The 26,182-nt window shown below is 64.6% G+C and carries 25 protein-coding genes and 1 tRNA gene; 11 read left to right on the forward strand and 15 right to left on the reverse strand.

Going from position 1 to position 26,182, the window contains the following annotated elements; genetic code table 11:
* Nucleotides 1–3 precede the first annotated feature (3 nt).
* The 7 genes from A8G00_RS09805 to A8G00_RS09835 form a co-directional block, all read right to left on the reverse strand.
* A complete protein-coding gene (locus A8G00_RS09805) occupies nucleotides 4–1,863 on the reverse strand; it encodes an ABC transporter ATP-binding protein (protein WP_103000531.1) in 1,860 nt (619 codons plus the stop codon).
* Between the two features lie 5 nt (nucleotides 1,864–1,868).
* Nucleotides 1,869–3,650, reverse strand: coding sequence for an ABC transporter ATP-binding protein (locus tag A8G00_RS09810; RefSeq protein WP_103000532.1), 1,782 nt, complete (start codon nucleotides 3,648–3,650; stop codon nucleotides 1,869–1,871).
* 8 nt (nucleotides 3,651–3,658) lie between these two features.
* A complete protein-coding gene (locus tag A8G00_RS09815) occupies nucleotides 3,659–4,717 on the reverse strand; it encodes an ABC transporter substrate-binding protein (RefSeq protein WP_103000533.1) in 1,059 nt (352 codons plus the stop codon).
* 59 nt (nucleotides 4,718–4,776) lie between these two features.
* Nucleotides 4,777–6,135 (reverse strand): LLM class flavin-dependent oxidoreductase, encoded by a 1,359-nt coding sequence (locus A8G00_RS09820; RefSeq protein WP_048578325.1) that lies wholly within the window; start codon nucleotides 6,133–6,135, stop codon nucleotides 4,777–4,779.
* 200 nt (nucleotides 6,136–6,335) lie between these two features.
* Nucleotides 6,336–7,079, reverse strand: a complete 744-nt coding sequence (locus A8G00_RS09825; RefSeq protein ID WP_048578324.1) for a class II aldolase/adducin family protein — start codon at nucleotides 7,077–7,079, stop codon at nucleotides 6,336–6,338.
* A gap of 12 nt (nucleotides 7,080–7,091) precedes the next feature.
* Nucleotides 7,092–8,207, reverse strand: a complete 1,116-nt coding sequence (locus A8G00_RS09830; RefSeq protein ID WP_044660016.1) for an ABC transporter substrate-binding protein — start codon at nucleotides 8,205–8,207, stop codon at nucleotides 7,092–7,094.
* A 146-nt stretch (nucleotides 8,208–8,353) separates the two neighbouring features.
* Nucleotides 8,354–9,202 (reverse strand): class I SAM-dependent methyltransferase, encoded by an 849-nt coding sequence (locus tag A8G00_RS09835; protein WP_103000556.1) that lies wholly within the window; start codon nucleotides 9,200–9,202, stop codon nucleotides 8,354–8,356.
* A 40-nt stretch (nucleotides 9,203–9,242) separates the two neighbouring features.
* Between A8G00_RS09835 and A8G00_RS09840 the strand changes: the two genes are divergently transcribed.
* From A8G00_RS09840 to A8G00_RS09865, 6 genes are all read left to right on the forward strand, one after another.
* Entirely contained in the window at nucleotides 9,243–10,001 is a 759-nt protein-coding gene (locus tag A8G00_RS09840) for a ComF family protein (protein WP_103000534.1), read from the forward strand.
* Between the two features lie 44 nt (nucleotides 10,002–10,045).
* Nucleotides 10,046–10,303, forward strand: coding sequence for a glutaredoxin 3 (grxC, locus tag A8G00_RS09845; RefSeq protein ID WP_025547737.1), 258 nt, complete (start codon nucleotides 10,046–10,048; stop codon nucleotides 10,301–10,303).
* A gap of 5 nt (nucleotides 10,304–10,308) precedes the next feature.
* Nucleotides 10,309–11,139, forward strand: coding sequence for a carbon-nitrogen hydrolase family protein (locus A8G00_RS09850; protein WP_103000535.1), 831 nt, complete (start codon nucleotides 10,309–10,311; stop codon nucleotides 11,137–11,139).
* Complete coding sequence (locus tag A8G00_RS09855; RefSeq protein ID WP_103000536.1) at nucleotides 11,136–11,618, forward strand: DUF1178 family protein; 483 nt, start codon at nucleotides 11,136–11,138, stop codon at nucleotides 11,616–11,618. Before A8G00_RS09850 ends, A8G00_RS09855 begins: the two co-directional genes overlap by 4 nt.
* A gap of 34 nt (nucleotides 11,619–11,652) precedes the next feature.
* Nucleotides 11,653–11,729: transfer RNA gene (locus A8G00_RS09860), tRNA-Arg, on the forward strand.
* 244 nt (nucleotides 11,730–11,973) lie between these two features.
* Entirely contained in the window at nucleotides 11,974–12,192 is a 219-nt protein-coding gene (locus tag A8G00_RS09865) for a hypothetical protein (RefSeq protein WP_146032581.1), read from the forward strand.
* Nucleotides 12,193–12,272: 80 nt separating this feature from the next.
* On the opposite strand, the gene A8G00_RS25605 is transcribed toward A8G00_RS09865, so the two are convergent.
* Genes A8G00_RS25605 through A8G00_RS09880 form a run of 3 tightly spaced genes read right to left on the reverse strand, consistent with a single transcriptional unit; the run spans nucleotide 12,273 to nucleotide 14,034 of the window.
* Nucleotides 12,273–13,097: a recombinase family protein gene (locus A8G00_RS25605; protein WP_253257954.1), complete on the reverse strand. Its 825-nt coding sequence runs from the start codon at nucleotides 13,095–13,097 to the stop codon at nucleotides 12,273–12,275.
* Complete coding sequence (locus tag A8G00_RS09875; RefSeq protein ID WP_253257955.1) at nucleotides 13,094–13,459, reverse strand: DUF2924 domain-containing protein; 366 nt, start codon at nucleotides 13,457–13,459, stop codon at nucleotides 13,094–13,096. Before A8G00_RS09875 ends, A8G00_RS25605 begins: the two co-directional genes overlap by 4 nt.
* A 35-nt stretch (nucleotides 13,460–13,494) precedes the next feature.
* The gene (locus A8G00_RS09880; protein ID WP_103000539.1) at nucleotides 13,495–14,034 is read right to left on the reverse strand and encodes a DUF3489 domain-containing protein; all 540 of its coding nucleotides are present in this window, start codon (nucleotides 14,032–14,034) and stop codon (nucleotides 13,495–13,497) included.
* Between the two features lie 574 nt (nucleotides 14,035–14,608).
* Between A8G00_RS09880 and A8G00_RS09885 the strand changes: the two genes are divergently transcribed.
* The 3 genes from A8G00_RS09885 to A8G00_RS09895 are packed head-to-tail and all read left to right on the forward strand — an operon-like array spanning nucleotide 14,609 to nucleotide 18,797.
* Nucleotides 14,609–16,276, forward strand: a complete 1,668-nt coding sequence (locus A8G00_RS09885) for an MFS transporter (protein WP_103000540.1) — start codon at nucleotides 14,609–14,611, stop codon at nucleotides 16,274–16,276.
* An 11-nt stretch (nucleotides 16,277–16,287) separates the two neighbouring features.
* Complete coding sequence (locus A8G00_RS09890) at nucleotides 16,288–17,409, forward strand: HlyD family secretion protein (protein WP_025547725.1); 1,122 nt, start codon at nucleotides 16,288–16,290, stop codon at nucleotides 17,407–17,409.
* Nucleotides 17,409–18,797, forward strand: coding sequence for an efflux transporter outer membrane subunit (locus A8G00_RS09895; RefSeq protein WP_103000541.1), 1,389 nt, complete (start codon nucleotides 17,409–17,411; stop codon nucleotides 18,795–18,797). Before A8G00_RS09890 ends, A8G00_RS09895 begins: the two co-directional genes overlap by 1 nt.
* Nucleotides 18,798–19,247: 450 nt before the next feature.
* Here A8G00_RS09895 and A8G00_RS25875 read toward each other — a convergent pair whose 3' ends face one another.
* From A8G00_RS25875 to A8G00_RS09920, 5 genes are read right to left on the reverse strand one after another with little or no spacing between them, the layout of a single operon-like run.
* Nucleotides 19,248–19,652: a GMC oxidoreductase gene (locus A8G00_RS25875; protein ID WP_367379445.1), complete on the reverse strand. Its 405-nt coding sequence runs from the start codon at nucleotides 19,650–19,652 to the stop codon at nucleotides 19,248–19,250.
* Nucleotides 19,544–20,317, reverse strand: a complete 774-nt coding sequence (locus tag A8G00_RS09905) for an SDR family NAD(P)-dependent oxidoreductase (RefSeq protein ID WP_103000543.1) — start codon at nucleotides 20,315–20,317, stop codon at nucleotides 19,544–19,546. The genes A8G00_RS25875 and A8G00_RS09905 overlap by 109 nt, the downstream gene beginning before the upstream one ends.
* 25 nt (nucleotides 20,318–20,342) lie before the next feature.
* Nucleotides 20,343–21,596, reverse strand: a complete 1,254-nt coding sequence (locus tag A8G00_RS09910) for a cytochrome P450 (RefSeq protein ID WP_103000544.1) — start codon at nucleotides 21,594–21,596, stop codon at nucleotides 20,343–20,345.
* A gap of 12 nt (nucleotides 21,597–21,608) precedes the next feature.
* Nucleotides 21,609–22,085 carry a VOC family protein gene (locus tag A8G00_RS09915; RefSeq protein WP_103000545.1) on the reverse strand — a complete coding sequence of 159 codons (477 nt, stop codon included), beginning with the start codon at nucleotides 22,083–22,085 and terminating at the stop codon, nucleotides 21,609–21,611.
* A complete protein-coding gene (locus tag A8G00_RS09920; RefSeq protein WP_216365606.1) occupies nucleotides 22,082–22,765 on the reverse strand; it encodes an SDR family NAD(P)-dependent oxidoreductase in 684 nt (227 codons plus the stop codon). Before A8G00_RS09920 ends, A8G00_RS09915 begins: the two co-directional genes overlap by 4 nt.
* Before the next feature lie 235 nt (nucleotides 22,766–23,000).
* Between A8G00_RS09920 and A8G00_RS09925 the strand changes: the two genes are divergently transcribed.
* Nucleotides 23,001–23,642, forward strand: coding sequence for a helix-turn-helix domain-containing protein (locus A8G00_RS09925; RefSeq protein WP_025547717.1), 642 nt, complete (start codon nucleotides 23,001–23,003; stop codon nucleotides 23,640–23,642).
* A 166-nt stretch (nucleotides 23,643–23,808) separates the two neighbouring features.
* A complete protein-coding gene (locus A8G00_RS09930) occupies nucleotides 23,809–26,148 on the forward strand; it encodes a TonB-dependent receptor (protein WP_216365607.1) in 2,340 nt (779 codons plus the stop codon).
* The last annotated feature ends 34 nt before the right edge of the window (nucleotides 26,149–26,182 follow it).

A 26,182-nucleotide genomic window follows, 5' to 3' on the forward strand; every position in this document is an offset into this window, starting at 1 on the left:
GCATCAGGGCAGGGCAGCCGCCATTGGCTGCTCCATCAAGACCGCTGTTTCCTCATGCGCCCGATAGATGGCGGCGTAACGCCCGCCGCTTTCCAGCAGCGAGCGGTGCGATCCGATTTCCCGCACCCCGCCATTTTCGATGACGGCGATGCGGTGCGCCGACCGGATGGTTTCCAGGCGATGGGCGATGACGATGGAGGTTCGCCCCTCGCACAGCACCCGCAAGGCGCGCTGGATGCGCCTTTCGGTGCTGACGTCGATGGCGGAGGTCGCCTCATCCAGGATCAGCACTGATGGATCGGCGAGATAGGCGCGTACAAGGCAAACCAGTTGCCGCTGTCCCTGACTGAGCTGGCTGCCGAGCGGACCGACATGGGTCGCATAGCCGTGGGGCAAAGCATCGAGCACTTCGTCCGCGCCTATGCGCTTCGATGCCGCGATCAGTTCTTCGTCGCTGGCCTCGGGCCTCGCGAGGCGGAGATTTTCCAGCACCGTTCCGCCGAAAAGGACATTGTCCTGAAGCACGACGCCGATATGGCGGCGCAGGCTGCGTTCGGAAACGGCGCGAATATCCTGCCCGTCCAGGAGGATCGACCCTTCGTCCACATCGTAGAAACGGGTCAGTAACTGGACCAGCGTGCTTTTGCCATGGCCGGTCGGACCGACGATCGCCAATAGCTCGCCCGCTTCTATATCCAGGCTGAGGTCGCGAATGACCGGCTGGCCGGGGCGATAGCCGAAACGGACATTGCGGAACTCGATCCGGCCCTCCACCGCGTCGAGGACGGCGGCATCGGTCCGATCCACGATGTCGGGTTGCGTATCGAGCAGCAGGAAGACGCGCTGGGCGCAGGCGGTGCCGTTGGCGAAACGTTCGAAAAGGTCGCTGAATTCCTGCAGGGGCGCAAGGAAGAGGAAAACGTAGAACAGGCTTTGCGTCAGTTCGCCCAGTGTGAGCGTGCCGAGCGCGATGCCGCGTCCGCCAACGATCAGCGTCAGCGCCAGGCCCGCCGTGGTGAGCAGGCCGGTAAAGGGCGCGAACCAGCCCGAGCGGACGGAGCCGTAGATCAGGGAGGAATTGAAGTCCTCCAGCAGCCTTTGATATTTAGCCAGATTTTCCTGCTCGCGGCCCGATTGCTTGATCAGACGGACGGCAGCCACGGTCTCGACCAGATGGGCGGTGAAGCGGCTGCGGTTTTCGGCCACCTTGGCCCAACTGCGCTGCGCCACGCGCTTGAAGAGGAAGGTGGCGGCGATCAGGACAGGCACCACCGCCACCAGCCCCGCGAGCAGCACCGGCGCGATCAGCCACAGCAGGAAGCCGGACAGGCACAGCCGCAACAGGGCGGAGAGGAATTCCGGCGGCCCCTGGATCAGCAGCGGTTCCAGCGTGTCGACGTCGCGGTCTGCGCGGGCGATGATGCGGCCCGCCTTGGTGCGGTCGAAATAGCCGACGCTGAGCGTCTGGACATGGGCGAAGACGCGGGTGCGCAGGTCGTTGAGCAGGCGGATCGCCGCGATCCCGGCGCAATATTGCGACAGGCCGCCCAGCGCGAAACGCACGGCCCAGCTTGCCGCCAGCCCGGCGCAGGCCCAGGCGATCAGCGGCGCGTCGACGCCGCCTCCGGCCTTGGTCTCGGCATGGCGCAGCCCCTGGTCGATGACGAGGCCGATCAGCAGCGGCCGGGCGAAGATCGCCAGCACCTGCACCATCTCTATGCCGATGACGGCCGCGATGGGCCGCCAGATCGGCGCGAGCAGCGGGATCAGCCGTTCGACCACGCTCTGGTTCAGGCTGCGCTGGGAGAATTTCTCCTCCAGCTCGATGTCGGACAGGGCGCTGTCGCCTCTGAATGCGTTCATCTGTCTTACAGTCCCATCAGGTCGCGATAGGCCGCGCTGTCCTGCGACAATTGCTTATGTGTGCCCTCCGCGACGATCCGGCCGCCGCTCAGCACCGCCACCCGGTCGGCGGCGAGCGCGGTCGACAGGCGGCTGGCGACGATCAGCAGAGTGACCGGGCGCTCGGCGCGGAGCTTGCGGATATTGTCGATGGCCCGCCTTTCGGTCTGCGCGTCGAGGGCGCTGGTGGCGTCGTCCAGGACCAATATGTCTGCATCCGCCAGCAATGCGCGGGCCAGGCACACACGCTGGCGCTGGCCGCCCGAAAGGGTCGCGCCCCGGTCGCCCACCCGCGTTTCCAGCCCGTCCTCAAGGCGGGCCAGCAATTCGCCAGCCGCCGCCTTGTCCAGCGCCGCGCGCAACTCGTCGTCGGTCGCATCGGGCGCGCAGAGGCGCAGATTGGCGGCCAGCGTGTCGGAAAAGAGGAAGCTTTCCTGCGGCAGCACATGGACGCGGCGGCGCAACGCATGCAGGTCGCTCGTCCGCACGTCCCGCCAGCCGGCTTCCGCCGACCCCAGTTCGACGCGGCCCTCGTCCACCTCCACCAGCCGGGGGAGCAGGGCGGTGAGAATGCTCTTGCCCGATCCTGTCGCGCCGACCAGCGCCACCACCTCGCCCGGCCGCACGGCAAGGCTGAGGTCGCGCAGCACGGTCGCCCCGTCGCCCAAGGGCGAGGCGGCGACATGCGACAGGCGGAAACCGATGGGGCCTTCGGGCAGCGGCGCATTGCCCGAATTGATGACCGGCTCCGCATCCAGCACTTCCCAGATGCGCGCCGCCGAAGCGCGGGCGTCCGCGATCACCTGCAGCAGGCGGCCGATGCTCTCGATCCGCAGGACCAGCGTGTTGACGACCAGCATCGCCGCCACCAGCGCGCCCAGGCCAAGCGCGCCATGCGCCACCATCCAGGCGCCCAGGCCCAGCACCCAGGCATGGGACAGGGCGATGATCGTCTGGGGCAGGGGAATGCGGCGGCAGGCATGGCGGATCGCCGCCCGCGCCTCCACCCGGAACAGGTCGACATGGCGGCGGAAGCGCTCGGCCCGCGCTTCGCCCAGGGAGAAGGCCTTGATGACGCGGACGCCGTTGACGCCTTCCGACAGGTCCTGCGTCACCGCGTCATAGGCATCCCCGATCCGCCGGTCGAGCGCCACCAGCGTGTCGGCTTCCGACCAGAGCAGGCCGATGCCGATCGCCAGCAGGACCAGCGGCCCCAGAGCGAGCCAGGGCGAATAGAGCGCCAGCAGGCCTAGCGAGATGGTCACAATCAGCCCGGTTTCGAATATCTGCCGCCAGAAATTGATCAGCGCGTCGCGCACCTTGTCGGCGTCGCGGGTCATGCGCGTCACCATCTCGCCCACGCCATGGCGCCAGTGATAGGCAAGGTCGAGGCGCTGTATCTGCGTCAATATCCGCCCGCGCAGGATGGTCAGCAGCCGCTGGCCGATGGAGAGGGAGAGGAGGCCCGCGCCATATTGCACCGCCGCCCGCGCCAGCGAGAGGCCGATCAGCAGCGCGACCCAGAACCAGGCGCGGTCATAATGCAGCACCCCGTCCGGACCGGCAGCGACCAGCCTGCCATGCTGCGCTTCCTGCACGGCATGGCCGACCATCACCTGCTGACCGACCAGCGCGACGTTGACGGCGGCCAGCAGCACCGCGGTCAGCGCAAACCGGCCCGGCATCTCGCCATAGATGGCAAGGCAGCGCAGCAACGGGCTGCGTTGCGGAAATTCTCTCTCCCCCATGGTTCCGTTCAGCTTGCGAGCGCGAGCGACTGCGCCGCTTCCAGCGGACGGGCGTCGATCCAGTCGCGCACGTCGAAGCTTTGCGGAATGAAGTTCCAGCGGTGCAGGAAGTCGGTGAAGTCCTGGATTGCCGTGACCGACTGTTCGGCAAGGTCGGTCTTCAGCTTCGTCTGCGCGTCCTCGCCATAGGCGATGCTGACCCAATATTCGCTGCTGTTGGTTTCGCGGGCGAGATAACGGCGGACGTCGGACGGGTGGGACTGCGCCCAACGTTCGGCGCGCAGCACCTGCTCGACGATGGTGACGGCGGCGTCGAAATGATGGTCGATCAGATGCCCGTCCACCGCCAGCGTGCGCGGCGTGCCATTGTTGGAGCGCACCAGCGGATCGGGATGGATGCCGGTATCGATCACCGTCTTGAGCCCGAATTGATGCGCGATCTGGGCGCCGCTCGCGCCCTTCAGGAAGATCGCGTCGACCTCGCCGCGCAGCAGGGCGATGAGTTCGAGATTATTCGCCCGCGCCCGGCTGGTGCTGCGCCCGTTCCAGGCAAGCGTGCCGCCGACCGTCTGCGCCTGCCCGTCGCTATAATGAGTCTCGATGTCCTGATCGACGATCTCGACGTCAGAGACTTCCAGTCCCTCCAGCCGCAGCGCATTTTCAAGGCCGCGAATGGCCTGGGCGCGGGTGAAGTCGATCTCGACATTCTTCCAGTTGGGCAGGCCGAAGCGGCGGCCCTTCAGGTCGCGCACCGTCTCTATGCCGGACTCCGGGCTGGCCAGGATCAACTGCGTCTCGTCCGCCCAGGACAGGCCGATGACCCGCGTGTCGCGGCCCCGCGCCTTCGCGCTGATCGCCGGGATATTGCCGCCATGGCGCACGCTGTTCTGGACGGTGTGCGAGAAATGCGACTCCCGCTTGGAAAAATCGCTGGATTCGAGCAGCGAGGACAGGCTGGTGCCCTGCGCGCGGAAGGCTTCCTCCAGCCAGCCCTGCTGGATGGCGATGCCAAGGCCGGTCGGCACCGGGCAGCGCGTGTACCAGAGCGTGTCGAGTGTGTTGCTCATTCGGCAATCCTTTCGATGTTGGTAGGATATGCTCCTGCGCCGGCAGGAGCAGGACAGTCCTAGGCGGCGGACTCCAGAACGGCTTCGGCGGGAGCGTGCCGCTCATTCGGATTCTCCGGACGCGGCAGGTTCAGATGCTCGCGCAGCGTCGTGCCCTCATATTCCGTCCGGAACAGTCCGCGCCGCTGGAGTTCCGGCACCACAAGGTCCACGAAATCCTCCAATGAACTCGGCAACAGCGGCGGGATCAGGTTGAAACCGTCGGCGGCGTCGCGCTCGAACCAGTCCTGTATCTGGTCGGCAATGTCGACTGGCGTGCCCAGCACCACCCGATGCCCGCGCACCGCGTTGAAGCGCAGGAAAAGCTGGCGGATGGTGAGATTCTCGCGCCGCGCCAGCGCGGTGAGCTGCCGCCAGCGGCCCTTGCCATTCTCCGGTTCCGGCAGGTCGGGCAGCGGGCCGTCGAGCGGATAGGCGCTGACGTCATGTCCCATCAAATTGAGGTCGCCTGAAAAATCGACCTTCTCCTCCAGCGCGCCGAACTTGTCCTGCGCCTCCTGAAGACTGGAGCCGATGGTGAAGGACAGGCCCGGCATCACCTTCAGCGTATCGGGATCGCGCCCGTAACCGGCGACCCGCGTCTTCACATCCTTGTAGAAGGCCTGCGCATCCTCGATGAACTGGGCGGCGGCATAGATCATCTCGGCATGGCGGGCGGCGAAATCGCGGCCGACCTCCGAATTGCCGGCCTGTGCGAAGACCGGATAGCCCTGGATCGGGCGCGGCATGTCGAGCACGCTGTCGATGCCGTAATAGGGCCCGCGATAATGGACCGGGTGCACGGCGTCGGCATTGAGGTAGATGCCGCTGTCCTTGTCCGCGCCCTCGAAGGCGTCGTCTTCCCAACTGTCCCACAGCGCCTTGGCCAGCTCCACAAAGTCATGGGCGCGGGCATAGCGTTCGGCGTGGCTGGCGGGCTGGTCGATGCCGAAGCTCTTCGCCGCGCCGTCCGCCAGCGAGGACACGATGTTCCAGCCGATCCGCCCGCCGCTGATATGGTCGAGCGAGGCGAAGCGCCGCGCCAGCGCATAGGGCTGTTCGAAATTGGTGTTCACCGTCGCCACCAGCCCGATATGGCTGGTGATGCTGGCCAGCGCCGCCGTTGCGGTCAGCGGTTCGAAATCGAGGAAAGCGTGCCGCCGGGCGATCCCCTTGGTGCTGTCGCCGCTCTGCCCCACGAAATCCGCGAAGAAGGCGGCGTCCAGCTTGCCGCGCTCGGCGGTGCGGACGAGGCCGGCCCAATAGCGGAAATCGGGCTTGCCGGTATCGGCGGTGCCCGGTTGGCGCCAGGCGCCGGGATGATGGCCGTGGCGGGTCAGGAAAACGGCGAGCGCAAGCTGGCGCTTCTTCTGGGACATGGGATCGCTCCGGAAAGCGACGCCGCTGCTGGAGCATGGCGCGGTTGACCGGAACCACCTCACCTCCGTTCGGGCTGAGCTTGTCGAAGCCCTTCACTTCTTCAGGAGAGGAAGGTCCTTCGACAGGTTCAGGGCGAACGGGAGGGGTCTGGTCCGATTAACCGCGCAAATGCGTCAGCAACGGCGCCGGACTGCAAACATCATTCGGCGGCTTGCGCGGTTTCAGGCAGATGGATCGTGCCGTCATCATCGACGCGGGCGTCGGGCGGCACCAGCTTGCCCATCTTCCACTGCTGCTCCAGCACGCCGGGGCCGAAGGGCTTTGACCCGCCGAGCGCCTGCCCCAATATCTGGAACTGCGCGCCTTCCTCCAGCAGCACGATGGTGTTGGTGAGGTCGCGAAGCCCCTTCCAGCTCCAGATGGTCGCGCCGCCATTGGCCTCCACGATGCCGGGGACTTCGCGATCCTGCTCGATCGCTTCCAGGATGAAGTCCGGCTCAGGCTGGCGGCGGTTGATATAGACCGGAAGCTGCGCGGTGAAGCGGAAGCGGCGGTTGGGCACGTACAGCAGCGGCAGTTCCGAATGCGCCTGCGAATAGGCGCCCAGATGCGGCGTGTGGACATGGCTGATCGCCTGGAAGTCCGGATATTTCTTGAAGATCTTGAGGTAGCGCGCCGCCCCGCCCGGCGCATTGCCCCAATGGAGTGTGCCGTCGAAGCCGATGACGCTGGTGACGGCCTGATCGGGATCGTCTTCCCACAGACCGGCATAGTTCAGCGTGATGATCTTGTCTTCGCCGGGGATGCGGACCGCGAAGAACAGGGTGCCGCTGGCCGAGATGGTATGGGTCTCGCGCAGGACGCGGAAGGCGCGGCGGGCGTCCTTCTCCGTCTGCAGCACGAAGCCGATCGTTTCCCTTGAAAGTCCGTTGGTGTCAGACATGCTTATTTCCTTTCAGGCTGGAATGGCGACAGGTTGGGGACGCTGGGCGTTGAGGGCGCGGGCGGCCTCCAGCGGCCGGGGATCGACCCAGTCGGACAGGGCGAAATCCGCATCGAGGAAGCCGTGGGTGAACAGGAACTTCTTCTGAAGGTCGAACAGGGCGAGCCGTTCGTCGTCCAATGTCGGGTGCAGCCCTTCGTGCAGCCGGGCATAGGCCTGGTCGACGGCCTGCGCGCTGCCCTCCGTTTCATATTCGAGGATGTCGCGCAGCCGGTCGGGCTGCTCCGCGACCCAATCGGCTGCGCGCAGGGTGACGGCCAGGAAGCGGACCAGCAGGTCGAAATGATCGTCGATCAGGCTCTGATGGACCGTGATCGGTCGCGGCGTGCCGTTGTTCACGCGAAAGCGTGGGTCGGGCAGGGCGTCGAGATCGATGGCGACGACCAGACCGTTCTCCCGCGCCTGATCCAGCGCAGCGGCGCCCTTCACATAGATGGCGTCGACTTTGCCCTCGACCAGCGCCTCGATCGGCCAGAGGCGGCCTACGCCGCTGCGCTGGCCCGACCCGCGTGGTTGCAGGTCGCGCCCGCTGCCGCCGATATTGCGCAGCCGGTCGGGCGTCTCGATCAGCTCTACATCGTCGAAGCTCAGCCCCGCCGACGCCAGGGCGCCCTTATACCCCGCGAGCGACATGCCGCGCGCGATGCTGGTGCCGCGCACATGGCTGGGGATGTCGTTGTGGCTCCAGCCGGGCAGGGCTAGCCGCTTGCCCTTGAGATCGGCAGCGGAGCGGATGCCGGAATCCGGCCGCGCTAGGATGAGCTGGCTCTCCTCGATCCAGGTGAGGCCGATCAGCTTCGTCGGCTCGCCCTGGGCGCGGGCGGCGATGGCCAGCATGTTGCCGCCCTCGCGGATCAGCGTGGGCAGGCGGTGGTCATAATGATGGCGGCCGAGTTCCGATCCCGACTCCTGCAAGGTGCGCAGCGCAATGCCGTCGCCCTCGAAGCTCTCGGTCAGCCAGCCCAGCTTGTAGGCGATGCCGGTGGCAGTCGGAACGGGGCAGCGGGTGAACCAGATCTCATCGGGCTGCTTGGCCTTTGTGGGGGCGCTGTCGGATAGGGTCGGCACGGCTGGCAAGTCTCCGGTTGTTGCCCGGGGAAAATCGCAAGACGTGTGCCAATCGGTAAAATGGCGGAATTATGGGGGATTTCGGAAAGGGAAGCGGGCATGGGTGCGGCATATTGAACAGTCCCCTTGCTGCATTTTCACCGCCGTCAATGCTTCGGCTTCAGCGCCTCCGCCAGGGAAACGGTCGCGCTGCCCCGTCGCGCGGGCTGCGCCTGGCTGGGATCGGCCTTCCATCCGCTAAGATAGATGACGGCCATCTGCTCCGCCGTCCGCCCATCGACGTCGGCCGCCGCCGCGAAATGCTCCGTGGCCCCGATCAGAACGTCCCGCCGCAACGCGGGCGGCCGCGAAGCCAGCACATTGCCGGCCCCCATGCCCCGCAAGTCGCGCATCAGCCGCAATATATCGCCGTAGCGCACCGTCAGCACTTCGCCGTCCGCGACCGGCATGGTAAAGCCTGCCCGCGCCAGCAGATCACCCGCCGAGCGAACGTCGACCTGCGGATGGATATGCTGCCCCGCCCGGTCCCCTTCGCCCGTCATTAGCGCGGCGCGGAGTAGCGGCAGCGAGCCTGCGCCCGCGAAAGCAGCCAGCATCAGCCCGTCGGGGCGCAATATCCGCCGCATCAGGATCAGCGCGCCGGGCAGGTCGTTGACGCTGTCCAGCGTGCCGCAGGCGATCACCAGGTCGAAACTTTCATCGGCAAAGGGCAGGGCGTCTTCATCGGCCTGCACGCCGCCCTGCGCCTTCGCCGCCGCAAAGCCGGGGTCGGCGCAGACGACGCTCTTGCCCATCGCCTCCAGCGCGGCCCGGGCGCTGCCGTCGGGGCAGCCGATCACCAGCACTTCCTTCAGCTCGCGCTGCACGTCGCCCAGCCGGTCCAGCAGTTCGTCCAGCATCATGCGATAGAGGAAGTCATGCTCGGCAAAGCGCGCCATCATCCGGTCGCGCCTTTTGGCGCGCAGGGCTCGGTCGAAGATGTCGGGATTGGTCATCGGGGCCTTGTGCATGGGCGAAGGAGCGGGAACAAGGGAGATGATGTCCCTTGCCCTGCTTCACAAGAGCGTCCCGCTCCTCAAAACCGCGCTCGGCCCGCTGGTCGATTATGCCCTGCCGCCACGCTGCCCCGGCTGCGGCGAGATCGTGGCTGCGGATGATGCCTTCTGCCTCGCCTGCTGGAGCGGGATGCGGTTCCTGGGCGCGCCCTGCTGCGCCCGCTGCGGGCTTCCCTTCGACTATGACCGCGGGGATGGCGCGGAATGCGGAGCCTGTCTGGCCGATCCGCCGCCCTATGACAGCGCGCGGGCGGTGCTGGCCTATGGCGATGTCGCCCGCACCGTGGCGCTGCGGCTGAAATATGGGCGGCGCATCGGTCTTGCGCGGCTGATTGCGAGGCAGATGGCGCGGCAGGTTCCGGCGGCGCGCGATGCCGTCATCGTGCCGGTGCCGCTGCACCGCTGGCGCTTGTGGTGGCGGGGCTTCAACCAGTCGGCGCTGATCGCCCGCCATCTGGCGCGGCTGACCGGCTTGCCGGTCGACAATCATGCGCTGCTCCGCACCCGCCGGACCCGGCCCCTGCGCGGCATGAGTCCGAAGACGCGGGCGAAGGCGGTGCACGGCGCCTTCGCCCTGGCCCCGGGTCATATGCTCGAGGGACGCGCCGTTCTGCTGATCGACGACGTGCAGACCAGCGGCGCAACGGCGGCCGCCTGCGCCCGGGCGCTGAAACGCGGCGGAGCGGCAAGCGTTCATCTGCTGTGCTGGGCGCGGGTGCTGCCGGACGGCGCCGATTGACAAACAGCCGCCGAACCACAATTTCGACGATCAAGGAGTAAGACATGGCGAAGGTCGAAATCTATACCAAGGCCTGGTGCGGCTATTGCGCCCGGGCGAAGGCGCTGCTGAACGGAAAGGGCGTGGCGTTCGAGGAATATGACATCACCATGGGCGGGCCCAGGCAGCAGGAAATGCTGGACCGCGCCAATGGCGGGACGACCGTGCCCCAGATTTTCATCGACGGCCGGCATATCGGCGGCAGCGACGACATGGCGATGCTTGAGCGGCAGGGCAAGCTCGACGCCCTGCTGGGGGCATAGGCCGGATGCGCGCCGCCATCTTCCAGATGACCAGCGGGATCGATCCCGCCGCCAATGCCACCGCCATCGCGGACATGGCTGCGCGTGCCAAGGGGGAGGGGGCGGATATTCTCTTCACACCCGAAATGGCGGGCTATCTGGACCGCGACCGGCAAAGGGCGGCGGCGACCCTGCATTCGGAGGCGGACGACCCTGTCCTCGCCGCAGTGCGTAATGCGGCGGCGAAGCAGGGGCTGTGGGTGCATCTGGGCTCGACCCCGCTGAAGGATGAGCGGAGCGACGGACGCTGGGCCAATCGCAGCTTCATGATCGACGATAGCGGTGCGATCCGGGCCCGCTACGACAAGATCCATCTGTTCGACGTCGATCTGGCGACGGGCGAAAGCTGGCGCGAATCGTCGGTCTATGGGCCGGGCGAACGGGTCGTGGCGGTCGACACCCCCTGGGCCCGCATGGGATTGTCGGTCTGTTACGACATGCGCTTTCCCGATCTCTACCGGGCGCTCACCAACGCAGGCGCGACGGTGCTGCTGATGCCGGCTGCCTTCACCGTGCCGACGGGGAGGGCGCACTGGCACATATTGCTGCGGGCGCGCGCCATAGAGGCGGGATGCTTCGTCATCGCCGCCGCGCAGACGGGCCATCATGCGGATGGCCGCGACACCTACGGGCATAGCCTGATCGTCGACCCATGGGGGGACATGGTGCTCGACATGGGCGAGCAGGCGGGCCTTGCTCTTGCGGAGATCGATCTGTCGCGCATAGAGGACGTGCGCGGGCGGGTGCCCGCGCTCGCCAACCGGCGATCCCTGCCCATGGATGTGACGCTATCGTGATCGTTTTCGACCTCAAATGCGAATCCCAAGGCCATGTGTTCGAGGCGTGGTTCGGTTCCAGCGCCGATTATGAGGATCAGAAGGCGCGTGGGCTGCTCGCCTGCCCGCTTTGCGGCGACTGGCATGTCGGCAAGGCGGTGATGGCTCCCGCCGTCGCTGCCAAGGGGAACAGCCGGCCGGAAACCATGCCGCAGATCGCTTCTTCGGGCGATGCTTCGATCACCATGGGTGCGGGCGAGGAAGCGAAAATGCGCGAACTGGTGCTTGCGCTGGCGAAGGCGCAGCAGAAGGCGCTGGAGGATTCGACCTGGGTCGGGCGCGACTTCGCGGAAAAGGCGCGCGCCATGCATTATGGCGAGCAGGATCGCACCAGCATCCATGGCGAAGTGGCCCTGAGCGAGGCCCGAGCCTTGATCGCGGAGGGCGTGGAGGTTGCGCCGCTGCCTTTTCCGGTCATTCCCCCCGACGCGAAGAATTGACCGCGCCGCTCTCTCGCAATAGAGCCGTCACCGGGCACCCGTAGCTCAGCAGGATAGAGCATCAGATTCCTAATCTGAGGGCCGTGGGTTCGAATCCCGCCGGGTGCACCACGCATTCTCGTATTACGAGGCCTTTTAGGCAGTGCCTGTGCCGGGCCTCGAAAATGGCGCAGTTCCGCGCCATTCTGTCGAGGTGCCGCAGAACCGAGTGCCGCAGAGACGTGCTTTTGGGCCTCAGAGCCACAGAAAAGGCCCCGCGTCTCACGGGACCTCTCCGGGTGGCACACGGTTTTGCCAAGGCGCACTGGAAGCCGAGCGCCTCGCGCTGCGCTTTCCAGTCCAGCGGAATGGCAGCATGCTTCATGAGTCGCCGGGACGTGAGTGTCGCCGGTTGCCGGCCTTCGAGAATGGCGGTGATGATGTCTGGCGCGAGGAAAGCCAGTCGCGCGACCCGCTCGGCTGTGCGATCGTTCGTCGCGGAAGTTTGCGTGAAGAGCTGCTGCCGAGCCACTTCCGCTTTGCGGATCAGAGCGATCAGCTCCAGATCGACGTTGGGCTTCTGCTCTTCGCCTGATCGCAGCACCAGCTTGAGATTGCGCCCATGCCGATCCGGCGCGGTTTCGATGTGGAGCGGCAGGCGGTGGCCGTCGTCTTTCACGATTGGCGCCGTGCCATCCAGCAACGCAACAAGACGGCGGCGGCTGATCGAGGCGTCGATCCTGTCGGCGTGGACCATAATAGCAAGATCGAGAGCTTGCAGCGTTCTACGAACCTCGCTCTTCCGTTTGCCGCGCATCGCTGATCCAAGTGCCTGGCCCGCATCGATCCGGCGCCTGGTCGTTTGGGCGTCAACCTGCGGCAGCACCATGATGTTTGCGGATCGGCCAGGAGTGCAGCGGCTGCATCGACCGCGGCTTGCTCCAGCTCGGTAGCTGGCAACCGCAGGGCAGGGGCCCTGATCGCTGCCTCGTTCGTGGCGGATGCGATGCTGGACACATAATAACGATAGCGGCCCTTCTGCTTCACGGCATGGATGCGCTCGGCGATCACCTCGCGCTCGAACTGTGCGAAGCTCAGCAGAACATTGAGCGTCAGTCGCCCCATGCTTGTCGTCGTGTTGAACTGCTGCGTGACCGATACGAAGGAGGCGCCGGCCGCATCGAACACATCAACGATACGGGCAAAGTCGTTGAGGCTGCGGGTCAACCGGTCAACTTTATAGACGATGACGATGTCGACCTTACCGTCGCGAACATCGGCCATCAGGCGGGCGAGGGCGGGGCGCTCCATGCTGCCGCCCGAGACGCCGCCATCATCATAGAGCGTGGGGACGAGCGTCCAGCCCTCGCTCTTCTGGCTCTGGACATAGGCGGCGCAGGCCTCGCGTTGTGCATCCAAACTATTGAAGGCCTGATCCAGCCCCTCTTCGGTCGACTTGCGCGTATAGACCGCGCAGCGCAGCCGCTTCTTCTGGGTCATGGCTTCACCCCGAAGAAGCGCGAGCCCGACCAGTGCGCGCCCGTTATGTGGCGGGCCACGGCAGACAAGGAGGTGAAGCTCTTGCCCTTATAGCTGCAGCGGCCCTTTTCCTCCATCAACACATGATGGCTGGTTCCGCCCCACTCGCGCACCAGCTGCGTTCCTGGGGTCAGCTTGGGTGCGGACGCAGTGCGCGCCACTCCCGCACCAAGAAGGCGCACCCGCACCCGCTCAGCGAGGCCGCCCTGGGCGGCGCATTGCAGATCATGCGCCAAGGCGCGGGCGAGCAGGCTGGCGGCGATGCGCGGGGGCTCAGCCCCGTGCACCGTCCGCCACTCCGCCTTGAGCTCGGTCGGCTTCATTGCTGCCAAGGCAGCGATCTGCGCGTCCAGCTTCATCAGGCCTGGTTCCCTAGATGATAGCAGGTGACCTCGCCGCGCTTGCGCCTGTCGATCGCGTTGCCTTTCTTGCGCAGGCCGGTCAGCGCGGCTCGCGTGGTGTGCGGCAGCCAGTTGGTGGCGCTGATCAGTTCATCCAGCGTGGCGCCGCTCTCGCGGCGGAGCATCTCCAGGACCAGCGCGCTTTTGCTGTGTGCGGCAGGTGACGGGGCTTCGGCGATCGGCGTGACCTCCGGCTCAGGTAGATCCGTAGCGGGTTCTTCTGCCTCCTCGGGCTCTACGCCGATGGCGGCGCGGCCCGCGTCAGTGATGACGACCCCGATCGAGCGGAGGCCATCCGTGCGCCAGGCGTCGGCCCCTGAGGGGAGATCGACCTCGGCGGCAAGCCCGCGCCGGATGAGCTGCTCGACGACCTTGCGAATGCGCGCAGGGCCTTCCCCCACCGCGTCGGGCGGCGGCAGCAGGCTGCCATTGTCGCGCTGTGCAGCGGTGGCGAGCAGTACCAGTTGGATGTCGGTAAGGCGAATAAGGCTGTTCATGGATGGTCTCCTTTTTGGAGCGGCGCTATTGTCGCTCCCACCACCCAGAGCCCCGTGGCGCGCAGCCTTGCGGGGCAGGGGCTCCTTAGCGAGCCACTATTCCATGTCGACAGCGTTCGCTCCATTCGTCAGCGAAGTCGAACGAAATCTGCGCAATATTTTGAGACTATTGAGGTGGCCTGATCGACTGCAGATGGGACATTCGCGACTGTCGGTTCCGGAGCGTGACAGTGCTATTCCGGACGGAGAGTGGGAGCGACTGTACTGTCCGTTGGATCCGACATTCCAGACATTCAGCGGCCCTGTTCCGATTCCCGAACCGGTCTTTTATTCACCTAAGCCGCAGCACCAATCCCCTCTTGGAAGGTCGATTTGAGAGCGGAACAAGCCAAGCAGGGCATTGTGCGATACAAGTACGAGCAGTCGCTGAAATTCTGGTTGAAGCAAGGCCCCTGCCCAACTTAACCGCTTGCATCGGCCAGATTCTGGAACGATCATGACATCGATTTTGGACTGGTGGTCTAGCCATCCTGCCGGTGCGGAGTTTCTTCACGACTGCCAAGGCTGATGCTTCATGGAAGATGAGTCCGGTTATCGATTCAAGCCGCACGAGCAGCCGACCTTGCCCGGGTCACCAGCCAATCCCGACCATCCGTCAGGTCGCCGCCTGTCTTACATCCTGATCGGCGCCATGATCGGGCTCACCAGCGGCCTTGGCAATGCGCTCATCACGGTCAACATCGCGTTTGCGCAGGGCACGCTGGGTCTCAATTCCAACGAGGCGGCATGGCTGACGGCGGCTTATTATATGACCTACACCTGTGCGAACCTGCTGCTCGTCAAATATCGCCAGCAGTTCGGCTTGCAACCCTTCATCCGCTGGATGCTGGCGATTTACGCGGTCACGACGCTTCTGCACCTCGGCGTGCACGGCTTCTGGTCGTCGGTGGCTGTACGCGCGGCGAGCGGCTTTGCGTCCGGCGGCCTCACCACACTCGCGATCCTCTATCTCATGCAGGGTTTTACCGCGCCAAAGCGGCTCACCGGCATCATGATGGGTATCTGCATTCCCCAACTCGCGACGCCGCTCGCCCGGATGGTCTCGCCGGGGCTGCTCGTCGCAGGCGACTGGCACATGCTCTATGTGTTCGAACTGGGCCTCACACTGATCACGCTGGCCGCCATTCTTGCCTTGCCGTTGCCGCCGAGCCAGCGCAGCCAGGCGTTCGAATGGCGTGACTTCCTGACGATCGGATTGCTGGCCCCGGGCCTTTGGCTGTTCATCGCGGTGCTTTCCGAAGGACGGATCGAATGGTGGACCGAGCGTGCCTGGATCGGCTGGGCGCTTTGTGCCGGCATCGTGCTTGTCGCCACCTCGCTCATCCTCGAACATTATCGCGAGAACCCGCTCATCAATACCCGCTGGCTTGGCACGCGACAGATGATGCGCCTCATTTTCATCGCGTCCATAGTGCGCATCCTCTTGTCCGAGCAGGCCTTCGGTTCGGTCGGGTTGCTCAATGTGGTCGGCATGATCAACGACCAGATGGTGATGCTCAATCTCGTGATCGTGCTCGCCTCGGTCGCGGGATTGCTGACGGCCGTATTGACGCTCAATCCGGCAAACCTGTCCTTGCCGATTACGCTCGCCGTCGCCCTTATCGCCATCGCAGCTTTCATGGATGCGGACTCGACCAATCTGACACGCCCCTCCAGCTTCTATCTGAGTCAGGCGATGATCGGCTTTGCCTCTCTCCTGTTTCTTGCCCAGGCCATGGTCATCGGCATTGCCCGCACATTGCTTGCCGGACCGAAGAATTTCATCAGCTTCGTCGTGCTGTTCAACCTGAGCCAGAGCCTTGGAGGGCTCGCCGGTTCGACGATGCTCGGCACTTTCCAGGTCGTCCGTGAGAAGTTCCATTCGCATGCGCTGGTGCAAAATATCGTCATGACGGATCCTCAGGTCGCCCAGCGCGTCGAAGGCGGCGCGGCGTCGGTTCGAGGTCTGATTGGCGATCCGCTGTTGCGCGGTGCGGAGGGCGGAGCATTGCTGGCCCGCCAGGTGGCCCGAGAGGCCAATATCCTTGCCTTCAATGATGTGTTTCTGTTGGTCGGCGTGCTGGCCGTTGCGGGCGTGATCTGGGGTCTTCTCATTCGCCGTTCCATCTTGCGGCGCAAGGAGCCCTCGCCCATCATCCAGCTCCAGCAGGCCCTGCAGGCGCAGGCGGCAAAGGCAGGTTAACGGGGGGTTTCATGACGGATCAGGCGGCGACATCCCGAGCGGCGGCAGCTGCGCCGCCTCCCGATCCGCAGGTCGAGCCTTCTTCGCAGGGCTGGAGTCCTCCCCGCAAAAGCCGCACGGCGGCAGTGGCGATCGGCGCTCTCGCGCTCGCAGGAATCGTGGCCATCCTCTACGCTTGGCGACTGCCGCCTTTTGACGGATGGGCCGAAGACACCGACAATGCCTATGTCCGCGGCAAGGTGACGATCATAAGCCCCCAGGTCAGCGGTTATGTGACCGGGGTACCCGTGCAGGACTTCCAGACGGTGAAGAAAGGCGATGTCCTCGTCACCATCGACCAGCGCATCTATGGCGCGCGCGTCGAACAGGCGAAGGCCAATCTTGCAGCGCAACGTGCCGCTCTGGCCAATTCGCAACAAAGCCAGCGCGGTCGCGAGGCAGCGCTCACCGGTCAGTCGGCAGGCATTGCCAATGCGCAGGCCCAGTTGGTCCGCGCCCAGGCCGACATGAAGCGGGCCGCCGCGCTCGTCGCCGATGGCTCAATCTCCGAGCGTGAGCGCGATCAGACCCGCGCCGCGCTGCTCGCCGCCCAAGCGGCCGTGCGACAGGCCAGTGCTGCGCAGCAGATTGGCCAACAGGACGTCCGTTCGGTGATCGTGGGGCGTGGCGGGCTGGAGGCTTCCGTCGCCGCCGCCCAGGCCGCGCTTCATCTCGCCCAGGTCGATCTCGACAATACGGTCATCCGTGCTCCGGTCGACGGTGAGCTCTCGGAAATCGGCGTGCGCAATGGCGCCTTCGTTTCGGCGGGAACCCAGCTCATGTTCCTGGTCCCGCGCGATCGCTGGGTCATCGCCAACTATAAGGAAGCGCAGACGCGCAAGATGCGCATCGGTCAGCCCGCGACCTTCCGTATCGACGCACTGGGCGGCGCCAAGCTCAGGGGACATGTCGAGAATCTCTCGCCTGCCGCCGGCTCGGAGTTCGCCGTGCTCAAGTCAGACAATGCAACGGGCAATTTCGTGAAAGTGGCGCAGCGCATCGCCGTCCGTGTTAAGATCGATCCAGGGCAGGAGATGGCGAAACGCCTGCGCCCCGGCATGTCCGTCGAGTTGCATGTCGAGACAAACGACTGATGCGCCGCGCCTGCACGATCGCGGCATTGCCTCTCCTGCTCGCTGCCTGTGCCGGGCCGCATGTCGAGACCGCGCGGGTCGATCCAGTGACGCCGCCGCAGGGCTGGCGCACGTCGCCCGACCAGAGTGGTGCCCTTGATGCGGACTGGTGGCGGACCTTCGGCGACCCGGCCCTGACCGCTCTGGTCGAGCACGCGCTTGCGGGCAATCTCGACATTGCCATGGCCGGCGCGCGCATCCGTGAAGCGAAGGCGCAGGAGAGAGGCACGCGCGCCGCGCTATTGCCGACCCTGGCGACCGGTGCGGGCGGTGAACGCTCGCGCAGCGTCAGCGCGTTCGGGACGCCCGAAGTGCAGACCGCCGGGCAGGCGCAGGTCCAGACGGCATGGGAGGTGGATCTCTTCGGCCGGCTGTCCGACCAGGAATCGGCAGCGCACGCGGCATGGCTGGCAAGCCAGGCCGCCCGCGACGCGGTTCGCCTGTCGATCGCCTCGACCGTGGCCAGCGGCTATGTGACTCTCCTCGCGCTCGATGCGCGGCTTGACGTCGCCCGCCAGACCGTCGAGGCACGCAAGGAGGCGCTGCAACTGATTAGGCGCCGGTCGGACGCAGGTTATTCACCCAGGCTCGAGCTTGCTCAGGCAGTGGCGGAATATCAGGGCGCGTTGCAGATCATCGCGCCGCTAGAGCAGGCGCGCACGCGGCAGGAAAACGCGCTCAGGCTGCTCAGCGGCGACTTGCCCGGCCCCATAGAGCGCGGCGCTTCGCTTGCCGCGCTCACAGACCCTGCAGTGCCAGCCGGCCTCCCTTCCGAACTGCTGCGTCGTCGTCCGGATGTCGCGCAGGCCGAGCTTCAGCTTGCCGCCGCCGATCATGCCCTTGCGGCTGCGCGCAAGCGCTTCCTGCCCCAGTTGCGCCTGACCGGGCAGGGTGGTGCGGTTTTCTCGACGCTGCTCGACAATCCGATTACCATCTGGTCGCTGGGCGGTAGCGTGCTTGCGCCGCTGTTCGAGGGCGGGCGCTTGCGCGCGGGCGCGGAAAGCGCCGGTGCGCAGCGTGATCTGGCTGCCTTTGCCTATCGCAAAACCGCTCTCAATGCCTTCCGTGAAGTGGAGGACGCGCTCGCGAATATCGTTCAGACAGATACCCAGTTACGCATCGTGGCCGCTCAGCGCGACGCGCTCGCCGAGACCTTCCGTCTTGCCTCAAATCGCTACAAAGCAGGCTATTCGCCCTATCTTGAGCAGTTGGACGCCCAACGCGGCCTGCTTGCCGCCGAGCTGAATCTTGTCCAGGCTCAGGCAGATGCCTTCACGGCGCGGATCGCCCTCTATCAGGCCTTGGGTGGCGGGTGGAACGAGGCTTCGCCAATTGCACCATCGGACTGACACAAGGTAAACCGGGTCGGCAGCCGCCGGCAAAGCGGTCATTCAGGTCCAGCACTGATCGCTCCGATAGCTGGCCAGGCCAGCTTCCTGGTGAGTTTCACCAACAGGGCGGCGGTATTCAGGCCACGCTTGCTAGAAGGGCAGCGATCTGCCAGCTACCCTCTAAGACCTGACGGGATGGACGCCCCCGCGGCATCGATGTGCCAAAGCGGAGGTATTGAGAATAGAGGCGCCTTGCGTATCAGTCGAACAGGCGCGTCACTATCGGCCCTGCCTCCGGATCAACGGCGATGACATTACCCCCTGCTCGTCACTGACGTTGCGATAGCCGATCGGCGCGCAGCTCGGCCATGGCCCTGCTGCGCCTTCTCGATCATATCCTTGCGCGTTTCCTCGGAGAGATTGTCGCCACAGCTATCGTTACGAATGACCGTTTTTGTGGGCGTCGCCTCAGTATCCACGCTTATCTCGAAGGATAAATTCGGCGGCTCGCTCTGCGATCATGATGGTCTCGGCATTGGTGTTGCCCGATACGATCACCGGCATCACCGAAGCATCGACGACCCGCAGGCCGTCGATACCGCGTAGCTTCAGCGTCCCGTCGACCACCGCATTCTCGCCCCCCATTCGGCACGTACCGACCGGGTGATAGCCGATATTCGCGCTTTGCCGGACATGGGCTTCCCAGGCTAGGTCGCTGGCGGGGATTTGGGCAGGATAGTTAGCCGCGACTAACCCCGTCTTCATCAGGAGACATGATAGCCGCCGTCCACCGTCAGATGATGGCCGGTTATATAACTGGCGGCGTCGCTGGCGAGGAACAGGATGGCGCGGGCCTGTTCGATCGGCTGGGATATGCGGCCCAGCGGAATGCGGCCGGGCAGGGTCATCGGCCCCTTGAAAGGCAGACTCTCGCCCATCGCCTTCGCGCCGCCGCTTGCCGTTCCGCCCGGTTGGATCGAATTGACACGGATCTTGTGCTCGGCGAACTCGACCGCGGCGGCGCGGGTCATCGCATCGACGCCCGCCTTGGCCGAGTCATAATGGGTGTTGTTGAAGATCGTCGGATGGTCGGCGCTCACGGACGAAACGTTGACGATGGAGCCGCCCCGCCCCTGGTCGCGCATGATCTTGATAGCCTCGCGCATCATCAGGAACGTACCGCGCGTGGTGACGGCGTGCATGATGTCCCATTCCGACGCGGGCATCGTCATGGTGTCCGCCTTGCGCCGATAGGCCGCGACATTGGCCAGCACGTCGAGGCCGCCCAGTTCCGCGTCCGCCCTTTTGAAGGTCGAGAGCACCTGCGCCTCGTCCGATATGTCGCAGACGGCCCAGGGCGATCCGGTCGCTTCCGCTGCCTCGCGCAAGGCGTCTTCGACGACATCGATGAACAGCACCCGTGCGCCGACCTGCGTGAACAGGGTTGCGGTGGCGCGGCCGATGCCGGACCCAGCGCCGGTGACGATGGCGGTCTTGCCTTCAAGGCCGTAAAATGAAAGTGCTTCCGGGGCGGACATAGAAACTCCTGTCAGTATGATGGGGTCAGCGCGTGGTCGCGGAATCCCAGACGAGGTTCAGGGAATCGACGCCGTTGACGGAACCGGAATGGGTGACGGACGGCCGTTCAGGGTCGAGCCGGAAGTCGGGAAGGGCCTTCAGCCATTCCTCCAGAAACACCTGTATTTCGGCGCGGGCCAGGGGGCTTCCGACACATTTGTGCGGGCCATTGCCGAAGGTGTTGTGCACAGGATCGCGATCGAAATCGATGTCCATCGGCCGATCATACAAGCGGTCGTCCATGCTCGACATCGAGATCGGCACCATCACCATCTCGTCTTTCCTGAAGACAGCATCCTTGTAGTTGAAGTCCTGCAGGATCAGGCGGCCGGTGTTCGACAGGCCAAATCGACGCAGGAACTCTTCCGTTGCCTTGGGGACGATCTCCGGCTCGTCGATCAGGCGTCGGCGCTGCTGCGGATTTTGCGCAAGGTAACGGGTGATGAAGGCCAACATGTTGGCGACGGTGTCGAGGCCGCCGAAGAAGATCAGGACCGCCATGCCGATGACTTCATACTCGCCCTGGAAGCGGGCATTGTTCCGCCAGCCCGCGATCTTGCTGAGCAGATCGTCGCCGGGATTGGCGGCGCGCTCGTCCAGAACTTGCTGGAGATAGGCGACAACCTTTTCCTGCGCGCCCAGCTTCATCCGGGAATCCGTCGCGGTCATGAAGGTGACGCCCCATTCGACAAACCGCTCACGCTGGTCCAGCGGCAGGTCAACGATGCCAAGGAACATCGTCACCGGCATCACGCGCGCGAAATCATTGACGAACTCGCATCGGCCCTTCGGCTTGATCTGTTCGATCAGACTGCGGGTCAGGACCACGGCATCCTCCCGCATCCGGCTCACCCGGCTGGGCGTGAAGAAGGGGTTGAGAATGGCGCGATAGCGGGCGTGCAACGGCGGGTCGACGGTCAGCGGCGGCATGCGGACGGGGGATGACCCGCGCGGTATCGTGAACACCTCATGGCTGAAGATCTCGAAATTCTCCTGCACGAACTTGATGTCTTCGCCGCGCGTGACGATCCAATGTCCTCCGTTGCAGGGCGTCCAGACAATGTCCGGGCCGTCATGCAGCCTTTTCCAGGCAGTGTAGACGTCCCCTTCCTCAATGCCCGACGGATGCAGATAATCGAAATCGACCACCAGTTCGGGCGGCACATGATTTGGCACGGCCACCCGGTTGTAGAGCGCCTGATGCTGCGCATAGATGTCGACCGCGTCATTGTCGGCCATCCTTATTTCCCTTCAGTTATGGGGCACGTCGTCATAGATCGACGTCGCCGCCCCGGTCAGATAGACATATTCGCTGTAAACCCCGGTGTCGGCCCGCGTGTCGGCGTAGATATAGTTGAGCTGGCCATCCATGACGGCGCCGCGCATCGGTGTCGCCAGGCCTGCTTCGTCGATGCGTCGGTTGACCTCGTCCCAGGCAGCCGCATCGGCCACGCGAAAGCCGTGATGATGCAGGCGGACCGCGGACGGCTCGTCGGGCACATAGGCTTCATAGATTTCGGGCGCGCCCTGCCGGATCTGGATGATTTCCAGCATGGTGGACCCCACCCATGCATGCGCCGCGTCCATGAATGGCGAAGAGGCCTTGCGGCGAAAACGCCTTATGCCGAACCGCCTCGCCAGCGCGTCGGTGGCCTGATCCAGATCGCGGGCGACAAAGCCCATCTGATAGAAGCCGTCGAAGAGCGTGGCCATCCGATCGGCCGTCATGCGATCTGGAAGCCGCCATCGACGACGATCGTCTGGCCGTTGATGTAGCGGCCGGCGGCGGACGCCAGAAGCAGCGCCACCGGCGCGACATCTTCAGGCGTGCCATAGCCCATGGGAAACCGCTCCGGCCTCACGCCCGGCCCCTTGGGAGGCACGGGGCAGCCTTCGGGGAAGGGGTCCGAGGGGATCGCACCCACCAGAATGGCGTTAGAGGCAATCCCGTCCTCTGCGCAATCCAGCGCGAATTGCCGGGTGAGGGCGTTCATCCCGGCGCGGGAAGAGCCATAGGCATAATTGCCATGCAGCACCGGATGAACCGATCCGATGGTCGACAGGTTGACAAGACGACCGCCCCGGCCATGCCTGCGCATCGTTCGCACCGCCTGCCGCATGAGCAGGAACGCGCCGCGAACGTTGGTTGCATGTACGCGGTCCCATTCGTCCATCGTCAGATCGTCGAGCGGCCAGGGGCCGGTCACAATGGCGCCGTTCACCAATATGTCGAGTTCCGGCACGCCATCGAACAACGCCTCGACGCCCTCCTCCGTCAGTTCCGGTTCCTGCGCATGGGTGACGGCCGCTCCCGCTGATCCGAACAGGGACGCAATGGCATGGGGCACCTTGCCGGCGCCGACCACCAGCGCATTCTTGCCCGACAGTCCGAATAATGAATTGAGCACCGGCGCATTCCTCTCGCTGTTCTTGGGCTTCGTGCCGCTCTTCCGTGCAATATAAGAAACATGTCTTATTGCAAGCGGCCTACAGAACGAAAGGCCCGGCCTGCCAATTCCATCATCCATATGATGGGTGTGATCTACGCACGGCCCCGGCGCATTTGCGCGCCGTTGCATTATGACGGCGTTGGGCGGATAGCGGAGCCACTGATTGCTGTAGAGAGAAAGAGTGGCTCCCATCATGGATGATCTTCCTGCCCAGTCGTTCAAGGGCACGGCGCTGGCCATCATAGAGGCGGCGGAAAGGCTGTTCGGAGAGCATGGGATAGAGAATGTATCGCTGCGCCAGGTCCGACTGGAAGCCAATGCCGCCAACAACTCCGCGGTCAGTTATCATTTCAATGACCGCGAAAAGCTGGTTCGCGCGATATGGGCCCATCGCCTGCCGACACTGGATGCGCGACGGCGGCAGATGCTGGACGCCATCCATGCCGAAGGGCGGGAGCGTGATCCCGCCTCCGTACTCGGCGCGCTCGTCCTGCCCAACTACGAACTGCGCGATGCGCAGGGGGTGCATCGCTACGCATCCTTCTTTCGCCATGCGATCCGCTGGAGGGAAGGCACCGAGATCCGCAACGCCCAGCTTTACTCGACACCTGCCAGCGGCGAAGCCATGGAGCTCTATTTCGCCCTGCAGCCCGATGTGCCGCGCGACCTGATGAGCTATCGCCTGCGGCACGGCTCCTGCACCTTTTTCGACATGATTTTCGAACGGGACAAGAATTTGTCCGAAGGGCTGGAAGTCATGCCCGAAGCGGAATTTCTGGCCGAAGGCATCGAAATGCTGCGGGCCATGTGCCTCAGACCGGCACCGGGAAGTTAAGACGGTATCCGTAGCGCAGGAACCGTCTCCTCCCCGCCTTTGCGAGTCATGGATCGCATAGGCGATCATTTCCGTGCGGATTGGCGCTCTGGCCTTCTCCCTTCTAAGAGACATGTCTCATCTTAAGTCATATGTCTTAGACATGGCCGTGAAAATGGGAGAAGATATGCGGAGAGGGAAAATTTATCTGGCCGGGATTTCGCTACCTGGCTTGCTGATGGGCCTGGCCGTGCCGGCAGTGGCACAAGATGGCGTCGCGGAAATCATCGTCACCGCCCAGAAGCGGGCCGAAAATCTTCAGGACGTGCCGATTGCGGTCAGCGCCTATTCGAGCGAGGCCCTTGAAGCCCGCGGCGCGACCGGTCTCACCGCCCTGTTTCAGTCGCCGCCACCCGGCGTCGTCATGCAGCCTTTCGCGGGGAGCCAGAGCCTGCTGATCGTCGACATGCGCGGCGTCACCAACAGCGATCCCGGACAGGGCACGGTGGAGCTGGGCACTGCGGTCTATATTGACGACGTCTATCTGGGCCGTGCTCAGGGCATGGGCGCCGAGCTGGTCGATCCGGAGCGGATCGAGGTGCTGCGCGGCCCGCAAGGTACGCTGTTCGGCCGCAATGCCGAAGGCGGAGCCATCCGCATCGTGACCAAGAAGCCGACCGGCATATTGGGCGGCGACGGCAAGGTGACGATCGGCAATTTCGATCAGCGTCGTTATGAAGCCCATCTCAACCTTCCGGAATTTGCCGGTTTCTCGATCAAGCTGGATTATCTCAACTCCAGCCATGATGGATGGACGAAGAACGGCCCGCGGGTCGCCCGCATCGCGCGACAAGATGATTTCGGCGCGTTCGATGGCGAAGGCTATCGCGCCAGCGTGCGGTGGAAGCCGACGTCCGCCATCACCGTCGACTATGCCTATGATCACAGCGTGACGAAGGACACGCGCGATTACAATGTGCTGGTCCGGCCCCCGCTGATCGACGCAAATGGCCGCACGGTGTTGCCGCTCGCCACTCTCACGGGCGCGCGGCCGCTGACGGACAGGCTGGACCGCCGTACCGACACGGCATGGACATCCCTTTACAATGCGCCTTTCCGCACCGAGGCATCGGGTCATACGCTGCAAGCGGGTTGGGAACTGAACGACGCCCTGACGCTGCGGTCGATCACCGCGTTCCGGAAAACAAGCGAGGAAGGGGCTAACCAACTTGGCGGCGCGTTCAACCTGACCAAATTTCCTGTCGCCCGACCCGCCAGCATTCTGTTTCCCCGGCTTGGCGGGACCAGCCTGGGCATTGATCCCACGACCCCGATCTGGGGCATTTCGGGTGTAACCTCCTACAACAAGGTCAAGCAGAAGCAGGAAAGTCAGGAATTCCAGCTCGTCGGCAGCCTGCCCGATCTCGAATTCGTCATTGGCGCCTATTATTTCCATGAGCGGGTGCAGGATACCCGCCAGACCCTGCTGAGCATCATCTACACCGATCGCGCATTCACGCAGGCGCTGGGCGTCAACCCATTCGCCGTGGGGAGCGCGGGTGCGGGACTTAATTCGCAAGAGGCGGAGTCCACATCCTATGCGGGCTTCGCCCAGGCGACCTGGTCGCCGGCGTTCGCAGACAACCGGCTGCACCTGACGGGCGGCCTGCGCTACACGAATGACGAGAAAAAGTTCGAGCGCACCATGTTCAACGGCGCACCGACAGCCAAAATCGGCGCGCCGTTCCGTGAAAAGCGCTGGGATCCGGCGTTCACCATCGCCTATGACGTAACGGACGCCATCAACATCTATGCCCGCTACGCCCAGGCCTATCGCGCCGGCGGCGTGTCGGTGCGGTCCCCTTCCTTCAAGCCCTTTGGCGCCGAAGTGAACAAATCCTTTGAAATCGGGGTAAAAAGCGACCTGATCGAGCGCCGTCTGCGCGTCAATGCAGCGCTGTTTGAAAATCGCATCCACAACCGGCAGATCACCAGCCAGCTCGACCCCGCGGGCGATCCGGCCATCACCGATACGCTGAATGCGCCCGGCGTCACGCGGATTCGCGGGGCGGAGTTGGAAATCATTGCCGCTCCCACCGCTGGGCTTCAGGTCTCCGCGACCTATGCCTATCTGCATGGCAAGCGCCCTGAAAGCTATTTCACCATAGACCCCCTGGCCGACGTGCGGATACAGAGCCTGCCGAAACATGCGGTCACCGTGGCGATCGATTACAGCGTTCCGGTCGGGATCGGCGATCTTGCCTTCCATGGCGACTATGCCATGGCCAGCGATACGTCGGGAACAGGCCGGGTCGCGTTCGGCGCCTATGCCTATGACATCCGCCGCGACGTGGCCAATGCGCGCATTGCGTTGCAGAATGTCGAGGTCGGACCGGCAAGGTGGAGGCTGGCGCTGTTCGCGAAGAATCTCTTCGACACCGCCTATCCGGTATTCACCGCGCCGGGCGCGAATGCGATCCTTTCGCCGCCCAGAACCTACGGCGTCGAACTGGGCGCCGGCTTCTGAAGTGATCCATCAGGAGCGCGGCATCTTCGGGTGC

This window comes from Sphingobium sp. SA916 (assembly GCF_002894065.1).
Classification (GTDB): Bacteria; Pseudomonadota; Alphaproteobacteria; order Sphingomonadales; family Sphingomonadaceae; genus Sphingobium; species Sphingobium fuliginis.

Coding starts and splice junctions, on each gene's coding strand:
- A8G00_RS09805 (WP_103000531.1), bottom strand. CDS start 1,863: ATGAACGCATTCAGAGGCGACAGCGCCCTGTCCGACATCGAGCTGGAG.
- A8G00_RS09810 (WP_103000532.1), bottom strand. CDS start 3,650: ATGGGGGAGAGAGAATTTCCGCAACGCAGCCCGTTGCTGCGCTGCCTT.
- A8G00_RS09815 (WP_103000533.1), bottom strand. CDS start 4,717: ATGAGCAACACACTCGACACGCTCTGGTACACGCGCTGCCCGGTGCCG.
- A8G00_RS09820 (WP_048578325.1), bottom strand. CDS start 6,135: ATGTCCCAGAAGAAGCGCCAGCTTGCGCTCGCCGTTTTCCTGACCCGC.
- A8G00_RS09825 (WP_048578324.1), bottom strand. CDS start 7,079: ATGTCTGACACCAACGGACTTTCAAGGGAAACGATCGGCTTCGTGCTG.
- A8G00_RS09835 (WP_103000556.1), bottom strand. CDS start 9,202: ATGACCAATCCCGACATCTTCGACCGAGCCCTGCGCGCCAAAAGGCGC.
- A8G00_RS09840 (WP_103000534.1), top strand. CDS start 9,243: ATGATGTCCCTTGCCCTGCTTCACAAGAGCGTCCCGCTCCTCAAAACC.
- grxC (WP_025547737.1), top strand. CDS start 10,046: ATGGCGAAGGTCGAAATCTATACCAAGGCCTGGTGCGGCTATTGCGCC.
- A8G00_RS09850 (WP_103000535.1), top strand. CDS start 10,309: ATGCGCGCCGCCATCTTCCAGATGACCAGCGGGATCGATCCCGCCGCC.
- A8G00_RS09865 (WP_146032581.1), top strand. CDS start 11,974: ATGCTTCATGAGTCGCCGGGACGTGAGTGTCGCCGGTTGCCGGCCTTC.
- A8G00_RS25605 (WP_253257954.1), bottom strand. CDS start 13,097: ATGACCCAGAAGAAGCGGCTGCGCTGCGCGGTCTATACGCGCAAGTCG.
- A8G00_RS09875 (WP_253257955.1), bottom strand. CDS start 13,459: ATGAAGCCGACCGAGCTCAAGGCGGAGTGGCGGACGGTGCACGGGGCT.
- A8G00_RS09880 (WP_103000539.1), bottom strand. CDS start 14,034: ATGAACAGCCTTATTCGCCTTACCGACATCCAACTGGTACTGCTCGCC.
- A8G00_RS09885 (WP_103000540.1), top strand. CDS start 14,609: ATGGAAGATGAGTCCGGTTATCGATTCAAGCCGCACGAGCAGCCGACC.
- A8G00_RS09890 (WP_025547725.1), top strand. CDS start 16,288: ATGACGGATCAGGCGGCGACATCCCGAGCGGCGGCAGCTGCGCCGCCT.
- A8G00_RS09895 (WP_103000541.1), top strand. CDS start 17,409: ATGCGCCGCGCCTGCACGATCGCGGCATTGCCTCTCCTGCTCGCTGCC.
- A8G00_RS09905 (WP_103000543.1), bottom strand. CDS start 20,317: ATGTCCGCCCCGGAAGCACTTTCATTTTACGGCCTTGAAGGCAAGACC.
- A8G00_RS09910 (WP_103000544.1), bottom strand. CDS start 21,596: ATGGCCGACAATGACGCGGTCGACATCTATGCGCAGCATCAGGCGCTC.
- A8G00_RS09915 (WP_103000545.1), bottom strand. CDS start 22,085: ATGACGGCCGATCGGATGGCCACGCTCTTCGACGGCTTCTATCAGATG.
- A8G00_RS09925 (WP_025547717.1), top strand. CDS start 23,001: ATGGATGATCTTCCTGCCCAGTCGTTCAAGGGCACGGCGCTGGCCATC.
- A8G00_RS09930 (WP_216365607.1), top strand. CDS start 23,809: ATGCGGAGAGGGAAAATTTATCTGGCCGGGATTTCGCTACCTGGCTTG.